Below are 18,136 nucleotides of genomic sequence, written 5' to 3' on the forward strand. Positions count from 1 at the left end.
GTATGCAGCGCTTGCTTGGAAAAATTTTCTCACAACCTGTCCTCAAATCCAACCGTTCGAACAAACATTCATATCGAAAATAATATTTTAAGAATCTGTAGCCTGGGTGCAGCGAAGCGGAACCCGGGTTTTACTGAGGTACATTATTTCCCGGGTTCCGCTTCGCTGCACCCAGGCTACAGATTTGTACTTACTTATTTGTGACTAATTGCATGATTCCATCAATTGCTTTATCCAAGCTTAATTGCTGTGTTTCTCCGCTTGCTCGGCTTTTATATTCCACACAATTTTGTTCCATATTCCGCTCGCTTATGATGATACGATGTGGAATACCAATTAAGTCGTGATCTGCAAACAATACGCCAGCTCTCTCATTACGATCATCAATTAATACATCGACTCCCAGCTCCTTTAGACGTTCATATAATGCATCAGCTTGCTTTTGCACTACTTCTGATCGATGCCCATTTAAAGGAATAATGACTACCTGGAAGGGAGCGATGTTTTGAGGCCAGATAATTCCATGTTGATCATGATGTTGTTCAATGGCTGCTGCAACCACACGAGTGATACCTAAGCCATAGCATCCCATTAACATGGTTTCTAATTGACCTTGTTCATTAATCACTGTGGCATTCATGGATTTAGCGTATTTATCTCCTAATTGAAAGACATGCCCAACTTCAATACCTCGACAAGAGCGAAGTATTCCTTTGCCATCTGGACTGACATCGCCTTCTTTTACATTACGCAAATCAGCAGCAAGGTATTCACTGACATCTTTATCCCAAGCAGCATATTGATAATGTTTATCTGCCTGATTGGCGCCACAAATAAAAGAATCCATAGCAAGCGCATGATGATCCACAATTACTGGAATAGATAAGTTGACTGGTCCTAATGAGCCAATTGGTGCTTTCAGAGTTTTTAAAACAACTTCTTCATCTACAAATTGTAACGGGGAATGTACTGCAGGATGTTTTATTGCTTTAACTTCATTCAGCTCATCATCACCTCTTAAAACCAAAGCGACCATAGGATGCTCCCTTCCTTTTACAATCAAAGTCTTGATGGTTTGACTGCTTGCTACATTCAGGAATTCTGCTACTTCTGCTATGGTTTTTTTGTTTGGCGTATCAACCAAAATCATTTTTTGATTGGTCGGGGTTGCTTTCTCTGGTTTTAAACTCGTAGCTTGTTCGATATTTGCTGCATAATCCCCTTGGTCGCTGTAGAAAATCAAATCCTCTCCAGAATCAGCCAATACCTGGAATTCATGCGATGCGGAACCGCCAATAGCTCCTGTATCTGCTTCAACGGCACGGTATTTGAGTCCTAGACGATCAAAGATACGGCAATAAGCCTGATACATATCTTTGTAGGTCATTTGTAGGCTTTCCAAATTTAAATGGAACGAATAAGCATCTTTCATAATAAATTCACGAGCACGCATTACACCAAAACGCGGTCTGATTTCGTCGCGGAATTTAGTTTGGATTTGATAGAAACTTGCTGGCAATTGCTTATAGGATTGTAATTCATTACGCATAATGTCAGTAATGACTTCTTCATGGGTAGGGCCAAAGCAATAGTCTCTACCATTAGCATCCTTCATGGTGAGAAGTAGGCCGCCAAAAGTATCCCAACGCCCAGTTTCTTGCCATAGTTCAGCAGGTTGTACTGCAGGCATGAGCAATTCCATAGAATTAATGCGATTCATTTCTTCGCGAACTATTTGTTCTACTTTTCGTAATACTTTTAAACCTAGAGGCATCCAGGTATAAAGGCCTGAGCCCAGTTTACGAATCATTCCTGTTCTCAGCATCAATTGATGGGAGACTATCTCCGCATCGTTTGGCGTTTCTTTTAGAGTTGCTAAAAACCATTGAGACGCACGCATTTCTACTCCTGAAATAATATTGTTCTTAATTGCCCAGCATTATACAGGAGTTTGCGTGCAAAAACAGATGAGTTGACATGATGAGATGCAGTTTGAGTGCAGGCGAAGCAGAAACCCGGAAACTTTTACCAAGCCAAAGTTATTCTGAGCTTCTACTTCGCTGTATCGATATGACGTTATATCTGAATTTTGGCTTCTTTTAATAATGCATTTAATTTAGAGGCTAAGTGCTCATAATTTTTTCCACCAAGCTGGTTTAGTTCATACTCATAATTTTTATAATGAACTTTGCCTGTTTGAACATTATAAACAGCACCAACCATAGCAATATCATTTTGTTCTATCATTCCATGCAGGATAGAACTGCGCTCATAAATTTTTTGCATGGTATTGGCCACGTTTAATTCAGTAACATTATTAACAAAGGTTGTATTTTTACTATGGCGATTTGTTTCAGTTTCGTTCTCAGCCTGGATCGCTGGCTTTATTTTATCCAGTAACCCTGTAATATGGCCTTTCTCAACCCCATCACATGCAGATTGAATGGCACCACAGCGTGTATGGCCAAGTACGATAATGAGCTTAACGCCAACAACACTGCACGCATATTCAATGCTGGCTAGAACATCGTTGTTTACCACGTTCCCCGCAACGCGTACACAAAAGATATCACCAAAGCTCACATCGAAAATCGTTTCTACTGGAACTCGTGAATCAATACAGCCAAGAACGATGGCAATAGGGTGCTGTGCTTTGGCAGTATACTTAATATCCAGTTGGTTTGAACGGTGAATCCGGTTGTCATTGAGGAAACGTTGGTTTCCTTCGTATAAAATATTTAATACTTGTGCTGGCGATAAGTTTGATTGCACGTCGTATGTGGTTACATTAATAAAATCAATATAATTATGAATCTTATAATGTTCTTTGAAGCCAATCAGATTCAAGGAGATTTTTTTATTGGGGGCTTGCTCCTCTTTAAATTCTTTTAATAACTCGGAAATTTCCTTATCAATGTACTGAGTATACCGTGCATCAATAATTAATTGTGATTCTCTAGGTATGGAAGCAAGTTCGGCAACCAGAGCTGCTTTATTAAGAAAGGTCATTTGTTGTGGAAGGACCAGGCGGTTAACTTCTCCAGTAGGGTGGATTTCCTTAAGAATGTTAATCCGAGCCTGACTGTTTGACTTTAAGATATAGAACAAACTGACGGCCAGTCCAATCAAAATACCCGTCAGCAGGTTAAATACAATAATACCAATCACCGTAGCTATAAATGGAATAAAGCGATCACTTCCTTGAGCATATATGGAGCGATAAATAGAAGGTTTATTCAGTTTATAGCCGGTATAGATCAAAATGGCAGCTAATGAGGATAAAGGTATTTTATTTAACGTGCCTGGAATCAACAGTACTGCAACGAAAATAAAAATTCCATGTAAAATAGTAGATATTTTACTTTTAGATCCGGCCTGGATATTAATGGATGTTCTAACGATTACAGAAGTAACCGGAATTCCTCCAATTAAACCTGCTGTCATGTTTCCAACTCCCTGAGCAACTAATTCTCTGTTTGTGGAAGAATAACGACGTTTTTTATCCAGTTTCTCTCCTGCCTTAAGATTCAGTAAGGTTTCAAGAGAAGCAACAATGCCAATGATAAAGGCATAGAGATAGACTTTAGGATTAGCCAGGGCAGACCAATTTGGGTATTCCAATTGGCCAAATAGATCATGGAAACCATCCGTTTGAGGAATATTAACCAGTTGCGGCGAGTTTTGTACCAGGCTTGAGCCGGTCCATAAAAAGAGTTCATTCAGAAGTACACCTAAAATAACGACAAGAATCGGTGCAGGTATTTCTTTTAGTACCTTATTTTTGGTCAAATCAAAATAGATTAATGTAGTGATTGAAAGTATCGTAATCAATATTGCCCCGGTATTGAGATGGTGATACAGAGCAAGAATAGGACTTAACGTAATTTCTTCAGTTGTTTCTAATAAATGGGTTTTGAGTTCATTAAAATCTGCAGAAAGGGTGAATGCAAGCGGTAATTGTTTGATTATGAGCAAAATACCGATTGCACAGAGTAGACCCTGAACCACATTCGAGGGAACATAATCTGCTACAAATCCGGCTCTGAAACTTCCTATCACTACTTGGAGCAAACCGGCAAGTACAAGCGCAACTAAAAATGAGTTGAAATCCCCAAGATGAGCTATGGCAGCTACTACTACCGCAGCCATACCTGCAGCAGGACCACTGACGCTAACATGTGAGCCGCTTATGCAACCGACAACAACTCCTCCAATAACGCCACTTAAAATTCCAGAAATAAGCGGCGCACCAGAGGCGAGAGCAATACCCAGGCATAATGGGATAGCAACTAGAAATACGACTATGGCTGCTACAAAATCAAATTTAAAATAGCGTTTCACATAAATTCGAAATATACGTGAGTCAACCGTTGCATTTGTAAACATGGATTTGTTTTCCTTTATATAACAAAACTAAATAAAAATTGGTTAAGAAAAATTATTTTAATTTTAGATTATAGTGTTATTTAATAAAACATTAGTGTAACAAAAATGTTATTAATTTGTTACGGGTTGGTTAAGAATTTGTAGTTCTTATTATCTTATTGTCTCATATCAACACATTATGTGTGTTTGATATGTTCATTAAATGAAATTTGGGTGAAAATTGGGAGGAGGTGTTAACTGAAAGCCCGGGTTTCGTTACACTGCAACCAGGGCCACTGAATGTTTTATGCTTCAACGGGATCAAATTCTTCCAGGCTAAAGAGTTCATTCGTATTGGTTGTTTGATTCGTAATCAATTCATGCTCAAGATTTTTAAAATGCCACATGTTTTGATCCATAAGTTGACTCGGTTTGATACTCTGCAACGCATGAAGAATATTACTTGGAACTTTAGGGTTTTCTTCAGCAAGCTGATTAATTAAATGTGTTACTTTTTTACGCATTAAATTTTCCTGCGAACCACAAAGAGTACACGGGATAATAGGATAAGATTGTTCTTTAGCAAATGTGATAATGTCTTTTTCTTGCACATAGCATAATGGACGAATAACGATATGCTTTTTATTGTCGCTAAGTAATTTAGGTGGCATGGAGCGAATATCGCCATTGTAGAGGATAGACATCATTAATGTACGAATCAGATCATCACGATGATGGCCTAGAGCAATTTTATTGAACCCATGTTCTTCAGCGTATCGGTAGATAATACCGCGGCGCAAGCGTGAGCACAAAGAACAATATGTTTTGCCTTCAGGAATTTTTTCTTTAACGATGCTGTAGGTATCCCGGGTTAGAATTTCATGAGGGATGGAGCGATCGACAAGCCATTGACGCACCGCAGTATCATCCCAACCAGGTTGAGCCTGATCCAGGGTAAAAGAAAAAAGTTCAAATTTATTTCCGGAGCGACGGCGCAACTGATCCAGGATCGTTAGGAGGGTAAAAGAGTCTTTGCCGCCTGATAAACAGACCATAACCCGATCGCCACGCTGGATCATGTTAAAATCTGCAATCGCTTTACCCGTATAATGTAATAGTTTTTTTTCAACTTGAGAGGGATTGGACATTATTAAAAACCTGAATAAAAGTTGTTATTTAGTAGCCTTGCTTTCAGCTGGGGGTAATCTGTCAACCCGGGTTGTTGCTAACCATGAATTGATCAGTTCGAGATCATTTGCATTTAGTGTTCCAGCAAGGTATTTTAGAGTTAAAACAGCATTAATTAAAGTATATTGGTCATTAGCAAGCTGATTCTGAGCTTCAAAAAGCCGCTGTTGGGCATTTACTACATCCACCATAGTGCGAGTACCTACTTCAAATTGAGCCTCTGTACTTTCCAATGAATTTTGCTGGGAAATAATCGTTTGTCTATCAGCCTTTACTTTGCTAATTCCATCAGTAATTGTGTTAAAAGCAATCCGGCTATTGACTACCACATCTCTATAGGTTTGTTCGACTTTTTCACTGGTAGCCTGAAAATTATGCTTTGCTTGCCGTGTTTGCGAGAGTACTAGTCCCCCTTGGAATGCAGGGAAGTTCAAAGCCAAACCAATACTTGATTGCTTTTGATTTGCAGGTAAGAAAGGACTGGACGTATTAACTTCATTCGTTGTTTCTGTTGAGTTGCCTTGAATAGCTACGGTAGGCCAGTTTCCTGCAGAGAGCGCTTTCATATTTTGTCGTGCGACTTCAAGAGTGTATTTGGCAGACAACAATTTATAGTTTTGCTTAAGGCCAGTATCTATCCACTCATCCACATCATTGGGTTCTGGCTTAACGAGGGGAATTGTGCCATCCCGCAGCGGCGCTATGAGTTCATAAACATGATTGGTCAACTTTCTTAAGTTTTCACTTTGATTAATTTGATTGTTACGAGAGGCAATAACTGTAGCTACTGACTGATCATAAGCCGCTTTTGCTTCATAAACCGAGGTAATTGGATCAAGGCCTACTTCAAAGCGTTGTTTTGCTTGCTCGTATTGGCGCATGTTTGCGCGTTTTTTTGCTTCGGCAAAATTTAAGGTATCTTGAGCAAACAGTACATCAAAATAGGCTTTAGCCGTTCTAAGAATTAAATCCTGAGCTGCATCGTTAAAAGTGGCTTGTGCTGCTTTAACCGATGCCCTTGCTTGTTGCACTTTTGCCCAGGCTTGATAATTGAAAATAGCCTGTGATGCAGAAAATTGCCATGTTCTGGATTTGTAATAGTCGTCTTGAATGGTAAAAAAACCATCATTCACATGCAGGAAATTTCGAGTTGTTTGTGCTGTAAGACCTGCTTGGGGAAGCAAGGCAGCCCAAGCTTGAGGCAGAGCTTCTTTATTCGCCATATAAGTATCATAGGCATTTTTGAAGATGGGGTCATTTTCAAGAGCTTGATGATAGATATCCATTAGGTCTGTTGCAGCAAATGATTGCGCCATCAGACCCAAAGTCATGAGATAGCAGATCAACAATTTTTTCATTTAAACTACATCCTAAAATACAAATTCTTTGGGCTTTGATTTATTGATCAGTAAGGGGATGTTTGTTTCAAAAAGCAGTGATTCATGCCAATTTTCATGATGATCCAGTTCATATAATCGACCTTGCATTACAGGTGATGTTCCTTCAATAACAAATAATTTTCCGCCGGGAAGTACCTGTAATCTTTGGGTTTCAGTTATTTTTTCTATTGCACCGGTGAATATGACAACATCATAAGGAGCATCTTCTAACCAACCTTGGTTGGCGTCCCCAGTAATTAATTCAACATTATCGCAGTGATGCTCTTTTAATTTCTGAGCAGCATTGTTCGTGAAATCCGCATAATAATCTATGCTAATTACTTTTTTACACAATTTACTGAGCATCGCAGTAAAAAATCCACTGCCTGTACCTACTTCTAAAACCGTTTCGTGACCTTGCAGATCGAGAGCCTGCAAAATTTGTCCTTCTTCTAAAGGTGTAAGCATGCGTTGGCCATGATTAAGAGGTATCTGCATATCTGAATAAGCAAAATTTGTAAATTGTTCGGGAACGAATTCATGTCTGAGTACTACATCATACAAATCAAGTATGGATTCGTTTAAAACATCGCCAGTTCGAAGTTGTTGCTTGACCATGTTAATACGTGCGCTTTGATAACTCATTTGTTCTACCGTGTTGATTGTTTTAGGTTAAGATTGACTATTCATTTGCCAAAATCCCCGCTTTTGCGATGTGTTCAACGGATTTCACATTTGGGGATTTTGGAATTCCGCAAATATGCTGCGAAACGAATTTGTGGAGCGAATTGTCAACACACTTTAAAAACTTTGGCACAATCTTAGCAAAAAAACAGCGTATGTGCTAAGAAATAATGCTTGAATCCCAAATTTCGTGGTGACTCTGTTTAAAGTTTGCTATGATCCACTATTTTTAATAGTTTTCTTAAATAGATTTTTGATTCCCTCAGAAGATTACTGGTCTGGGGAATTTATGATAATTCAATGAGAGGAGAATGCAGTGCTTGAGCAATTTACTGATTATTTGCAAACTGAAATAGCGACACTTAAAAATGAAGGCTTATATAAATCAGAGCGGGTTATTTCCAGTCAGCAACAAGCCGCTGTCACAGTAAATCATGAAGAAGTAATCAATCTATGTGCTAATAATTATTTGGGTTTGGCCAATGATCCTCAACTTATTGCTGAAGGGCAAAAAGCACTTGCTCAATACGGCTATGGTATGGCTTCTGTGCGTTTTATTTGCGGTACTCAAACGCCTCACAAACAACTTGAACAAAAAATCAGTCAATTTTTAAGTAAAGAAGATACTATATTATATTCTTCATGTTTTGATGCGAACACAGGTCTTTTTGAAACTTTATTAGGTGAAGAAGATGCGATTATTAGTGATGCATTAAATCATGCCAGCATTATTGATGGGGTTAGACTCTGTAAAGCTGCGCGTTATCGATATGCTAATAACGATATGAGCGCATTGGAAGAGCAATTGATCGCCGCTAAAAATGCACGATTTCGTTTAATTGCTACAGACGGTGTTTTTTCCATGGATGGGATTTTGGCAAATCTACCTGCAATTTGTGAATTAGCAGATAAATATGATGCCATGGTTATGGTTGACGATTCGCATGCCGTTGGTTTTATGGGTGAAACTGGCCGTGGAACTCCTGAGCATTTTGGGGTTAGTGATCGCATTGATATTGTTACAGGTACTCTGGGTAAAGCTTTGGGCGGTGCTTCAGGCGGTTATACGGCAGCAAATCAGACTATAGTAGAATGGTTGCGCCAACGTTCCAGACCTTATTTATTCTCAAATACCTTAGCTCCAGTAATTGCACATACTTCTTGTGTTGTGCTGGATAATTTGATGAAAAATAATCATTGGGCTGAGAAATTAAAACGCAACAGCCATTATTTTCGTGAAGGTATGACTCAATTAGGATTTAAATTAATCCCTGGAGAACATCCAATTATTCCTGTGATGTTGGGAGATGCCAGCCTGGCAGGGCGTATGGCGAACCGTTTGTTAGAGTTAGGTATCTATGTGGTTGGTTTTTCTTATCCTGTAGTACCTAAGGGTTTAGCACGAATTCGTACCCAAATGTCGGCTGCACATGAGCTGCATCATTTGGATAAAGCAATTGAAGCATTTGAAACTGTAGGTAAAGAATTTTCTGTTATTTAAAGCAAAGTCATCTTTTCTGGCTCGTGCAGAGAAGATCTTATTTGAGGTACTTTTATGAAATCATTAGTCAAGGCGAAAAAGGAACCTGGAATTTGGATGGAAGAAGTCGCTATACCTGAATATGGCGTCAATGATGTATTAATTAAAGTGAAAAAAACAGCAATTTGTGGTACTGACATCCATATTTATTCCTGGGATGAATGGGCGCAAGCAACTATCCCCGTACCTATGACTGTAGGCCATGAGTTTTATGGCGAAATTGTTGCAGTAGGGCAAGAAGTAAAAGGACTTCATGAAGGACAGCGTGTTTCTGGTGAAGGGCATATAACCTGTGGTTTCTGCCGAAATTGCCGCGCAGGTAAACGCCACCTTTGTCGTAATACTTTAGGCGTGGGTGTCAATAGACCAGGCTGCTTTGCAGAATATTTATCTATACCGGCGAGTAATGTAATTGTTCTTCCTGATAATGTTACTGCAGAACAGGCTTCAATTTTTGATCCATTTGGAAATGCTACTCACTGTGCTTTGGCTTTTGATGTCGTTGGTGAAGATGTATTGATTACTGGTGCTGGACCAATTGGTATTATGGCCGCAGCTATTGTAAGGCATATAGGTGCGCGTCATGTAGTTATTACGGATGTGAATGATTATCGTTTGGAGTTAGCCCGAAAAATGGGTGTGACTCGCGCAGTAAATATTAAGTACGAAAAGCTGGCTGATGTAACTTCCGAGTTAGGAATGCTTGAGGGTTTTGATGTAGGTTTGGAGATGTCAGGGAACCCTATGGCCCTAAATGATATGATGAAAGCAATGAATCATGGGGGACATGTGGCTATGTTAGGTATCCCGCCTCAGGAAACAGCTATTGATTGGAATCAAGTTATTTTTAAAGGTTTAGTAATTAAAGGTATTTACGGCCGTGAAATGTATGAAACTTGGTATAAAATGATTGCGATGTTACAAAGTGGATTAGATATTTCACCAGTCATAACGCATCGTTTCCCAGTTGATGAGTACCAACGTGCATTTCAAATTATGGCATCAGGTCAATCAGGTAAAGTAGTCCTTGATTGGTAGAACGCAGCGAAGATCAATGACTCGTACGTTAAGGATTAAATTAAGAATAGAGTTGTAGCCTGGAGCGAGGGGGATATCGCCATTGCTATGAAGTTAAGGGCCTACATCCTGCAATATGTTCGCAGGATCCAGAAATCGAGCAGGATACTGGATATCGCGAATTCATTGCAGTACGTAGGAGAAGAAAAAATCCTTAACCAATAACAATGGATATCTCTACCCAGGCAACAAAGACAGTTTAAAAAAGACGGAGTAGTTATGTCACAATATATTTTTACCATGAATCGTGTCAGCAAAATTGTTGAAAATCAGCGGTTTATTTTAAAAGATATTTCATTAAGTTTTTTTCCTGGCGCTAAAATTGGTGTCTTAGGATTGAATGGTTCTGGTAAGTCCACTTTATTACGTATTATGGCAGGTGTTGACACGCAATATGAGGGCGAAGCAAGACCACAACCAGGAATTAAAATTGGTTATCTCGAGCAAGAGCCTCAATTGGATCTGGATAAAACAGTACGGGAAATTGTTGAAGAAGGCGTAAAGGATATGAAAGAAAAACTCGCCCGCTTTGACGAAGTCAGCATGCGTTTTGCAGAGCCAATGAGCGATGATGAAATGAACAATTTACTTGCCGAGCAGGGCGAGTTGCAAAATGCTATTGAAGCTGGTGGCGGTTGGGATTTAGATAGAAAACTGGATGTTGCTGCTGATGCATTGCGATTACCTGATTGGGATGCTGTTGTAGGTAAATTATCAGGAGGTGAGCGTCGCCGAGTCGCATTATGTCGTTTATTGCTTTCTAACCCTGATATGTTGTTACTTGATGAACCGACCAACCATTTGGATGCAGAATCTGTAGCTTGGTTAGAACATTACCTTGAAGGTTTTCCGGGTACCGTCGTTGCAATTACCCACGATCGATATTTCTTGGATAATGCGGCAGAATGGATATTGGAGCTGGATCGTGGTGAAGGAATACCTTACAAAGGCAATTATTCTTCATGGCTTGAGCAGAAAGAAGCACGTTTAGAGATGGAGCAGAAACAGGAAGATGCTCATATGCGTGCAATGAAAGCTGAATTAGAGTGGGTACGAACTTCACCTAAAGGACGTCATGCCAAAAATAAGGCGCGTCTTGCTCGATTTGAAGAAATGAATTCGAAAGAGTTTCAAAAGCGTAACGAAACCAATGAAATATATATCCCACCTGGTGAGCGTTTGGGTGAGCTAGTTCTTGAAGGGGAGAAAATTACAAAATCATTTGGTGATCGAATTTTAATTGAAAATTTAGATTTTAAACTTCCTAAAGGCGGTATCTTAGGGATTATTGGTCCTAACGGGGCAGGTAAGTCTACATTCCTGAAAATGATTACTGGTCAGGAAAAGCCTGATGATGGAGTGATTCGTGTTGGTGAAACAGTCCAATTGGCTTATGTAGACCAGATGCGTGATGAATTAAATCCCAATAAAACAGTATGGGAAGAGATTTCTGATGGCCATGACATCATGCAAGTAGGGAGTTTTCAAATGCCTTCACGTGCCTATGTGGGACGTTTTAATTTTAAAGGTACAGATCAACAAAAGAAAATGGCTCAACTTTCTGGAGGAGAGCGAAATCGTGTTCATCTGGCTAAATTACTAAAAAGCGGTGGAAATGTATTATTACTTGACGAGCCCAGTAATGATTTGGATGTCGAGACTTTACGTGCTTTGGAAGATGCAATTCTCAATTTCCCTGGTTGTGTTATTGTGATTTCGCATGATCGATGGTTTTTAGATAGAATTTGTACTCATCTGATGGCTTTTGAAGGTGATTCCCAAATTACCTTTATTGAAGGCAATTACACTGATTACGAAGCGGATCGAAGACGTCGTTTGGGTGATGCAGCAGATAGGCCATCACGAATTAAATACAGAAAATTAGAGTCGTAAGTTTCAAGGTAACTGCTCTCTCTTGCCTACGTCCCGCGGGTTGTCCACGGGATTCAATAATGCTATGGGATTCCTGGCTCTCGCGGACAACCCGCGGGGCATAGTGTGGGGCAAGTAGTTATGTTTCAAGTTTTAATTAAGTGGAGATAAAATGAATAAGTTGTTTTGGGCAGGTTTGTTACTGTGTATTGGAGGGTTAACATCCTGTGTTGAGAATGATCCATCTACTTTAATTACTGATGATGCAGGTTATGTGCATCGGACGGTTCATTATACAAAAGACAAACGAGGTCGTGATTATTATCCTCAGAAGATTCAGGCCACAGGTGAAAAACGTTTTATTTTCGATCCAAAGGTTTCTGCATGGGCTGCTTATGATGAAGAAGGTAATCGCTTACTGACTGGCGGTGGATCAGGAGGTATTGATGCATGTGAAGAAAATTCAAATCAATCGTGCAGAACTGTTACCGGAACTTTTAAAGTTTATAATCGCAGAGGGGTTGATTGTAAGTCTGGGGAATATCCTGTAGATACTAAAGGTGGCGCAAAAATGCCTTATTGTACCTATTTCTATCAAGGATATACTATCCATGCTGCATATGAAGTTCCTGAACATCCATCAAGTCATGGCTGCGTGCGTATCTTCCCGAGTGCTGCCAAATGGTTAAGTGAAAACTTTTTCCAAATAGGTACAAAAGTTATTGTATTGGAATACCCTAACGAGCCTGGCGCCAATAAACCAGCTATTAAATCCGCATAAAACCTAAGGTAAACAATACCTTAATCTAATGTAGCCTGGGTGAAGGCGAAGCCGAAACCCAGGTTTCTGGATAAACATCACTTTTCTATAACCCGGGTTATCACCCAGGCTACCTTTTCCCATCAAGAAAGACAATGCCAAATTAAGGGGTATTAGTTGGAAGTGTGGGTTGTGTGGAGCGATTTTCTGGCAAAGTAGGTTGTCCAGGAGTAGCTGGAGTTTGGGTTGCCGAAGGATTTGCAGAAGTTGGCTGTGTTGAGGTAGTAGGAGGTGCAGTTTGAGTTGTTGGTGTGGTCGTAGTCGGTGCAGTTGTTGTGGGTGTGGCTGTTGTTGGTGTTGGTGTGGTCGTAGTCGGTGTAGTTGTTGGGGTTGTCGTTTCAATATTTGGATTCATTACCGTAGCTGGGTTAGGATTAAAATCGGGCGGTAGTTTTTGAGTTACTGTCCCCCTTGGAGCAGCAATCATTTGAGTAATTCCCAAATCTCCAGTTATCTTACGCCCTACAGTTAAGTCAACGCTGAGTAATTGTGTTACTTTTTCTTTATCATTCTGATAAACAACTTGCAGTGGCAAATTAATTTTCCATTGATTGTCTTTTGCTTCTGTTACTACAATTTGTCCCGTTACTTGACTGCTTACTGTCAGTTTTTGGGATTTAATCGCTTCCAAATTACCTGATTTTTGTAACGCCGTATTAAAACCAGTCCATCCTTGCTCAGTAAAACAGGATTGCAATTTTTGCAGTTGGGCGTCTAAGTTATTTGGATCAAAGTCAAAAGCTTGGGTAACCGCTTTAGCGGCCCATTTCATAACCAATGACTGATCAATAGTTTTAGTATCTGGAGAAATTTTATACTCACAATTGATGGCGGCAGCTGGTGCTGGTGTTGGATTTACGGAGGGTAAATTTTGGCCAGGAGGAGTTGGGGTAACGGGTGTTGGTTGCATGGCGCCTGGGGTTTGAGGAGCAGGTGTCGTTACTGACTGAGTAACATCAGCATGTACTTGAGTACCAATCAGAGCAAAAAGGGTACCCCATAGTAATGTGTTCTTCATGAAATTGACTCCTTAAATAGTATGTAGCAATTCTGCGATAATAAGGGCCGCCAGTCTAGCAGTTTTTTGTTCGTGATCCAAAGGCGGTGACAGTTCAGCAACATCAAAACTAACTACTTTGCCACTTTGAATAATGTATTTCAAGAGCGGTAAAATTTGCCAGGGAGTAAGTCCCAGCGGTTGTGGCGCACTGACACCTGGAGCAAATGATTCTGCTAAAACATCCAAGCATAGAGTCAGATAAATATGATCCAAATTGAGCATGAAATCATCAAGAAAAGCTAAATGCCAGGCTAAACTATTCGCATATAACTCTTCTGCAGTTAGATAATTAACATTAAGCTCATTAGCCCGCTCAAAAAGAGAAGGTGTGTTTCCCATTTTTTGGATACCAAGACAGCAATAATGGAAAGGTTGATTATTTTCTTTACAGTAGGCTGCGATTTGTGAAAAAGGGGTTCCCGATGTACCTGGCTGGTTTTTTTGATGTGGCCTTAAATCAAAATGGGCATCAAAATTAATAATCCCCAATTTACTATAATGAGGTGCCAAACCCTGATAATGTGCCCATGCAATTTCATGTCCTCCACCTAAGGCAACAGTTTGGTGACCTTGTTGATGGCAAAAACTAATTAAATGGGCAAACTGTGCTTGTGCCGTTTCTAGTTCATCCTCTTCACAAAAAATAGTGCCTAAGTCATAAAGAGGTTTATCTATGGAGCAAGGCAGTTTTGCCAATTGCGTTTTGATTTGATCTGGTCCTAATTTTGCTCCGGGTCTTCCCATATTGCGACGAACACCCGCATCACTGGCAAAGCCTAGGAAAACAGTTTTTTTCTCTTTGGTAATGAGATCGGTTTGTTGCACAGGAAAAATAATTTTTTGAAAGAACCGTTCTGCATTGATAGTATCTTTTCTACCTTGCCAAAGTGCAGGATTGGCCCGTTGGTAATTGGAAAGATGTTCAAACATTAAACTCTCCCTATGTTCAGATTATGATCTTTTCTCAAGCTCTTACTAATATATAAAATGTCTCAATCTAGCGAATTGTCTACAGATCCTAAGACAATTGTAGGATGTAAAACTACAATTTTATCTTAAGTGCATTTTATAAAATAAACATTCTTTTTCCTTGCTATCAAGCAGTAAATAACCATCAAAATCACTTTCCCTAAGTAATTGATAACTTAGCCTTTCTGCAGTCAAAATAAATGACTCATTGTTTTGAGCCATAAATTGATTCTTGAATTATCTAAATAAAGCAAATCCGCATTTAAATGCAATTAATAGCCGTTACTTTAGAAAAATCTTTATTATAAGTCACAGTACAGCTTTTTGTTCCATCAGGAAGTTTACGAATCAATTGAATTTTAGTATGTGTATAATCACATGCAACCCAAGTCTCTTGTTTACCAAATGTCCAAGTCAGTTTTTTAACTTTAGAGCGTTCATGATCAGGTGTAAGACTTGCATTTTCTTTAGGATGACCCGAATAAAATGTAATGCGCTCAAATTGATGAATACCATTCAATTCATCCGTAAATACATTCCAATCGTTTATTTCATGTTGTAACGATTGATTTGTTTGAATGACCGTCGGACATTGTATTGTAGCAGCATATGCCGGGTGATATAAAAAGACTAATCCATAAACAAAGTTGATACAAACAGGAACTCTCATTAATCGACCTCAGATATTATTTTATTATTTGAACTTATTATAACAGGATGATCCTATCTCAATAGCACTCTATTAAATTGAATATTAACAGAAACTGCGATGGTTCCTGTCATAAAGCAGGCATAGTAACATAAAATAATTTCAATACTGTTTGGTAAAAGAAAAGCAATACAATCTCCTTTTGAGATACCTTATTTCTAATAAAGAAGCTGCAAGATAATGCGTTAATTCATAAAGTTCCTGACAGGTATAACACTGTTGATTAATTACCAAGGCAATTTTATCGGGAAATTTTTCTGCTGATTTGCTGAGTAACGTGCTTAATCGATACATAGATAAAATCCTTAAAGTTATTTTCTCTATAGAACTTCTAAGATCGTAAAAGTTGAGCCTAACCCAGATTTCTTGCTTACAATCTATAATAGAATTCCTTCATCTGGCAATGCATGCGCATAAAATTATGCCAAGTTTGTTCAATGTCTGGTATTATCTGCGCATGGCAAATCAAAAAGAGTAAGAGGACATTGTGATTGTTATTACCGGTGGAGGAAGTGGGATAGGAAGATCATTAGCTTTTTCTTTGGCAAAACGAGATCAATCAATCTTAATCGTAGGTAGGAGAGAGCAGTTATTGCAGGAAACTGCAGCGTTTTCTTCAAAAATTCAATATGTTTGTGCTGATGTCTCAGCACATGAAGGTTTAAAGGAAATCAAAAATCGTCTGAACCATGTGAATCAAGTGAGTGCTTTAGTTAATAATGCAGGAACTTTAAACCCCTTGGTTCTCCTTAAGGATGTTGAGCCTAAAGACTGGACTCATGCATTCAATACAAATTTGAATGCCGCTCTTTTTCTCCCACAAATGCTCTATGATAAATTGACTCATGGCCGTGTTTTAAATATCAGTTCTGGGGCTGCTTATTTTGCAATTAGAGGATGGGGAGCGTATTGTGCATCTAAAGCAGCATTATCGATGCTAACTAAATGTTGGCAGTTGGAGTCTGATTCAATTGCTTTTGCCAGCGTTATGCCCGGAATAATTGACACAAAAATGCAAGAAATTGCCCGAAGTAATGAAAATCCTGCATATGAGCAGATAAATTTTTATAAGCGCTTGAAAGAGGCAAATCGCCTCATTTCACCGGATACAGTTGCTGAATTTTTGACTTGGCTTTTATTGGATGTGGATAAAAAAACTTTTGTATCCAAAGAGTGGGATATATATGATACCGAGCATCATAAAGCTTGGATCAAACCTCCTCATCAAGTTCTTTATTGGGATTTTTAATGTCTGCCTGTGACAAATTATTATTAAATGCAACTACCATTGATGCTCAGGGTAACCAGTTAACTCAGCAAGCTATTGTGATTAAAAATGGTCTTATTGAATGGTGTGGACCGCAAGCACAAATGCCTTCGCAATTTTATGAATTGTCCCATAAAGAAGAATGTCAGGGACAATTAGTTACTCCGGGGCTTATTGATTGTCATACTCATTTGGTTTATGGGGGAAATCGAGCAACCGAGTTTCAAATGAAACTGGCCGGAGTTAGTTATGCTGAAATTGCCAAAGCAGGTGGTGGAATCTTATCTACAGTACACCACACACGAGCAGCATCTGAAGAGGAATTGCTCCAACAATCCTTACCAAGACTTCTTGCCTTACGTGCTGACGGTGTGACAACAGTCGAGATCAAGTCGGGTTATGGTTTGGACTTACCTAATGAATTGAAAATGCTGCGAGTTGCAAAGCATTTAGGTGAGTTAACAGGATTAAGAGTTAGAAAAACCTTTCTTGGCGCGCATGCAATAGGCCCTGAATTTCAAGGAAACAGCCAGGCTTATATCGATGCTCTTTGCGAAGAAATGCTGCCTGCATTGTGTGAAGAGAATTTAGCAGATGCGGTGGATGTGTTTTGTGAGTCCATTGCTTTTTCACTCAAACAAACAGAGCAAGTTTTTACTGCCGCGCGCACATTAAATCTCCCTATAAAATGTCATGCTGAGCAATTATCCAATCTTGGAGCAAGCGAGCTTGCAGCAGAGTTTGGCGCTTTGTCTTGTGATCATTTGGAGTTTTTGGATGAGAAAGGGGCATATGCTATGGCAAAGGCAAACACAGTTGCTGTGTTACTTCCGGGTGCCTATTATTTTCTGCGTGAAAAACAAAAACCTCCAGTAGAGCTGTTGCGGCGAGCTGGAGTAGGTATGGCAATTGCCACCGATTGTAATCCTGGTTCGTCGCCAACTACTTCATTACGTTTGATGATGAGCATGGCCTGCCAATTCTTTTCATTATCTGTTCCTGAAGCACTAGCGGCAGTTACAAGTCAAGCGGCAAAAGCATTAGGTTTGCAAAAAGAGCTTGGTACACTCGCTAAAGGCATGCAAGCTGATTTGGTATTGTGGTCTGTTAGTGACAGTGCCGCTCTATGTTATTATTTTGCCTATCCCTTATCACATCGTATGATGATTGCAGGGGAATGGGTTTCTATAGAGAATAATTACTAGG

Annotated in this window: 16 protein-coding genes; 6 read left to right on the plus strand and 10 right to left on the minus strand. The window is 39.4% G+C overall.

The genetic code is table 11. The features are described from left to right. Positions 1–190: 190 nt before the first annotated feature. From DY223_RS04740 to DY223_RS04760, 5 genes are all read right to left on the minus strand, one after another. Positions 191–1,900, minus strand: a complete 1,710-nt coding sequence (locus DY223_RS04740; protein ID WP_058460329.1) for a proline--tRNA ligase — start codon at positions 1,898–1,900, stop codon at positions 191–193. Between the two features lie 176 nt (positions 1,901–2,076). After that, complete coding sequence (locus tag DY223_RS04745; RefSeq protein WP_058460330.1) at positions 2,077–4,386, minus strand: bifunctional SulP family inorganic anion transporter/carbonic anhydrase; 2,310 nt, start codon at positions 4,384–4,386, stop codon at positions 2,077–2,079. Between the two features lie 284 nt (positions 4,387–4,670). After that, a complete protein-coding gene (ttcA, locus tag DY223_RS04750; RefSeq protein ID WP_058460331.1) occupies positions 4,671–5,513 on the minus strand; it encodes a tRNA 2-thiocytidine(32) synthetase TtcA in 843 nt (280 codons plus the stop codon). A gap of 24 nt (positions 5,514–5,537) precedes the next feature. Further along, positions 5,538–6,911, minus strand: a complete 1,374-nt coding sequence (locus DY223_RS04755) for a TolC family outer membrane protein (RefSeq protein ID WP_058460332.1) — start codon at positions 6,909–6,911, stop codon at positions 5,538–5,540. 12 nt (positions 6,912–6,923) lie between these two features. Further along, positions 6,924–7,577 (minus strand): protein-L-isoaspartate O-methyltransferase family protein, encoded by a 654-nt coding sequence (locus DY223_RS04760; protein ID WP_058460333.1) that lies wholly within the window; start codon positions 7,575–7,577, stop codon positions 6,924–6,926. Positions 7,578–7,932: 355 nt separating this feature from the next. On the opposite strand from DY223_RS04760, the gene DY223_RS04765 reads away from it, so the two are divergent. The 4 genes from DY223_RS04765 to DY223_RS04780 all read left to right on the plus strand — a co-directional run bounded on the left by DY223_RS04765 (position 7,933) and on the right by DY223_RS04780 (position 12,886). Further along, on the plus strand, positions 7,933–9,117 hold the full coding sequence (locus tag DY223_RS04765; RefSeq protein ID WP_058460334.1) for a glycine C-acetyltransferase: 1,185 nt from the start codon (positions 7,933–7,935) through the stop codon (positions 9,115–9,117). 54 nt (positions 9,118–9,171) lie between these two features. Further along, a complete protein-coding gene (gene tdh / locus DY223_RS04770; protein WP_058460335.1) occupies positions 9,172–10,194 on the plus strand; it encodes an L-threonine 3-dehydrogenase in 1,023 nt (340 codons plus the stop codon). A 258-nt stretch (positions 10,195–10,452) separates the two neighbouring features. Then, positions 10,453–12,126 carry an energy-dependent translational throttle protein EttA gene (gene ettA / locus DY223_RS04775; protein WP_058460336.1) on the plus strand — a complete coding sequence of 558 codons (1,674 nt, stop codon included), beginning with the start codon at positions 10,453–10,455 and terminating at the stop codon, positions 12,124–12,126. Between the two features lie 151 nt (positions 12,127–12,277). Beyond that, positions 12,278–12,886 (plus strand): L,D-transpeptidase, encoded by a 609-nt coding sequence (locus DY223_RS04780; RefSeq protein WP_058460337.1) that lies wholly within the window; start codon positions 12,278–12,280, stop codon positions 12,884–12,886. 142 nt (positions 12,887–13,028) lie between these two features. Here the strand turns inward: DY223_RS04780 and DY223_RS04785 are convergent, their stop codons facing one another. The 5 genes from DY223_RS04785 to DY223_RS04800 form a co-directional block, all read right to left on the minus strand. Continuing rightward, positions 13,029–13,943 carry a DotI/IcmL family type IV secretion protein gene (locus tag DY223_RS04785; protein ID WP_058460338.1) on the minus strand — a complete coding sequence of 305 codons (915 nt, stop codon included), beginning with the start codon at positions 13,941–13,943 and terminating at the stop codon, positions 13,029–13,031. A gap of 12 nt (positions 13,944–13,955) precedes the next feature. Then, the gene (gene hutG / locus DY223_RS04790) at positions 13,956–14,915 is read right to left on the minus strand and encodes a formimidoylglutamase (protein WP_058460339.1); all 960 of its coding nucleotides are present in this window, start codon (positions 14,913–14,915) and stop codon (positions 13,956–13,958) included. 120 nt (positions 14,916–15,035) lie between these two features. After that, entirely contained in the window at positions 15,036–15,176 is a 141-nt protein-coding gene (locus DY223_RS19075) for a hypothetical protein (RefSeq protein WP_154669228.1), read from the minus strand. Positions 15,177–15,216: 40 nt separating this feature from the next. Further along, positions 15,217–15,624 (minus strand): STY0301 family protein, encoded by a 408-nt coding sequence (locus DY223_RS04795; protein WP_058460340.1) that lies wholly within the window; start codon positions 15,622–15,624, stop codon positions 15,217–15,219. A 141-nt stretch (positions 15,625–15,765) separates the two neighbouring features. Beyond that, positions 15,766–15,957 carry a hypothetical protein gene (locus tag DY223_RS04800; RefSeq protein WP_058460341.1) on the minus strand — a complete coding sequence of 64 codons (192 nt, stop codon included), beginning with the start codon at positions 15,955–15,957 and terminating at the stop codon, positions 15,766–15,768. 193 nt (positions 15,958–16,150) lie between these two features. On the opposite strand from DY223_RS04800, the gene DY223_RS04805 reads away from it, so the two are divergent. Next, positions 16,151–16,912, plus strand: coding sequence for an SDR family NAD(P)-dependent oxidoreductase (locus DY223_RS04805; RefSeq protein WP_058460342.1), 762 nt, complete (start codon positions 16,151–16,153; stop codon positions 16,910–16,912). Further along, complete coding sequence (gene hutI, locus DY223_RS04810; protein WP_058460343.1) at positions 16,912–18,135, plus strand: imidazolonepropionase; 1,224 nt, start codon at positions 16,912–16,914, stop codon at positions 18,133–18,135. Before DY223_RS04805 ends, hutI begins: the two co-directional genes overlap by 1 nt. Position 18,136: the final 1 nt, after the last annotated feature.

This window comes from Legionella bozemanae, assembly GCF_900450575.1.
Taxonomy (GTDB): Bacteria; Pseudomonadota; Gammaproteobacteria; order Legionellales; family Legionellaceae; genus Legionella; species Legionella bozemanae.

Excerpts from the sequence above, each read along its gene's own strand:
- tdh (WP_058460335.1), top strand. The coding sequence starts at position 9,172 with ATGAAATCATTAGTCAAGGCGAAAAAGGAACCTGGAATTTGGATGGAA.
- DY223_RS04785 (WP_058460338.1), bottom strand. The coding sequence starts at position 13,943 with ATGAAGAACACATTACTATGGGGTACCCTTTTTGCTCTGATTGGTACT.
- DY223_RS04780 (WP_058460337.1), top strand. The coding sequence starts at position 12,278 with ATGAATAAGTTGTTTTGGGCAGGTTTGTTACTGTGTATTGGAGGGTTA.
- DY223_RS04795 (WP_058460340.1), bottom strand. The coding sequence starts at position 15,624 with ATGAGAGTTCCTGTTTGTATCAACTTTGTTTATGGATTAGTCTTTTTA.
- ttcA (WP_058460331.1), bottom strand. The coding sequence starts at position 5,513 with ATGTCCAATCCCTCTCAAGTTGAAAAAAAACTATTACATTATACGGGT.
- hutG (WP_058460339.1), bottom strand. The coding sequence starts at position 14,915 with ATGTTTGAACATCTTTCCAATTACCAACGGGCCAATCCTGCACTTTGG.
- DY223_RS04800 (WP_058460341.1), bottom strand. The coding sequence starts at position 15,957 with ATGTATCGATTAAGCACGTTACTCAGCAAATCAGCAGAAAAATTTCCC.
- DY223_RS04745 (WP_058460330.1), bottom strand. The coding sequence starts at position 4,386 with ATGTTTACAAATGCAACGGTTGACTCACGTATATTTCGAATTTATGTG.
- DY223_RS04755 (WP_058460332.1), bottom strand. The coding sequence starts at position 6,911 with ATGAAAAAATTGTTGATCTGCTATCTCATGACTTTGGGTCTGATGGCG.
- DY223_RS04760 (WP_058460333.1), bottom strand. The coding sequence starts at position 7,577 with ATGAGTTATCAAAGCGCACGTATTAACATGGTCAAGCAACAACTTCGA.
- hutI (WP_058460343.1), top strand. The coding sequence starts at position 16,912 with ATGTCTGCCTGTGACAAATTATTATTAAATGCAACTACCATTGATGCT.
- DY223_RS04740 (WP_058460329.1), bottom strand. The coding sequence starts at position 1,900 with ATGCGTGCGTCTCAATGGTTTTTAGCAACTCTAAAAGAAACGCCAAAC.
- DY223_RS19075 (WP_154669228.1), bottom strand. The coding sequence starts at position 15,176 with ATGGCTCAAAACAATGAGTCATTTATTTTGACTGCAGAAAGGCTAAGT.
- ettA (WP_058460336.1), top strand. The coding sequence starts at position 10,453 with ATGTCACAATATATTTTTACCATGAATCGTGTCAGCAAAATTGTTGAA.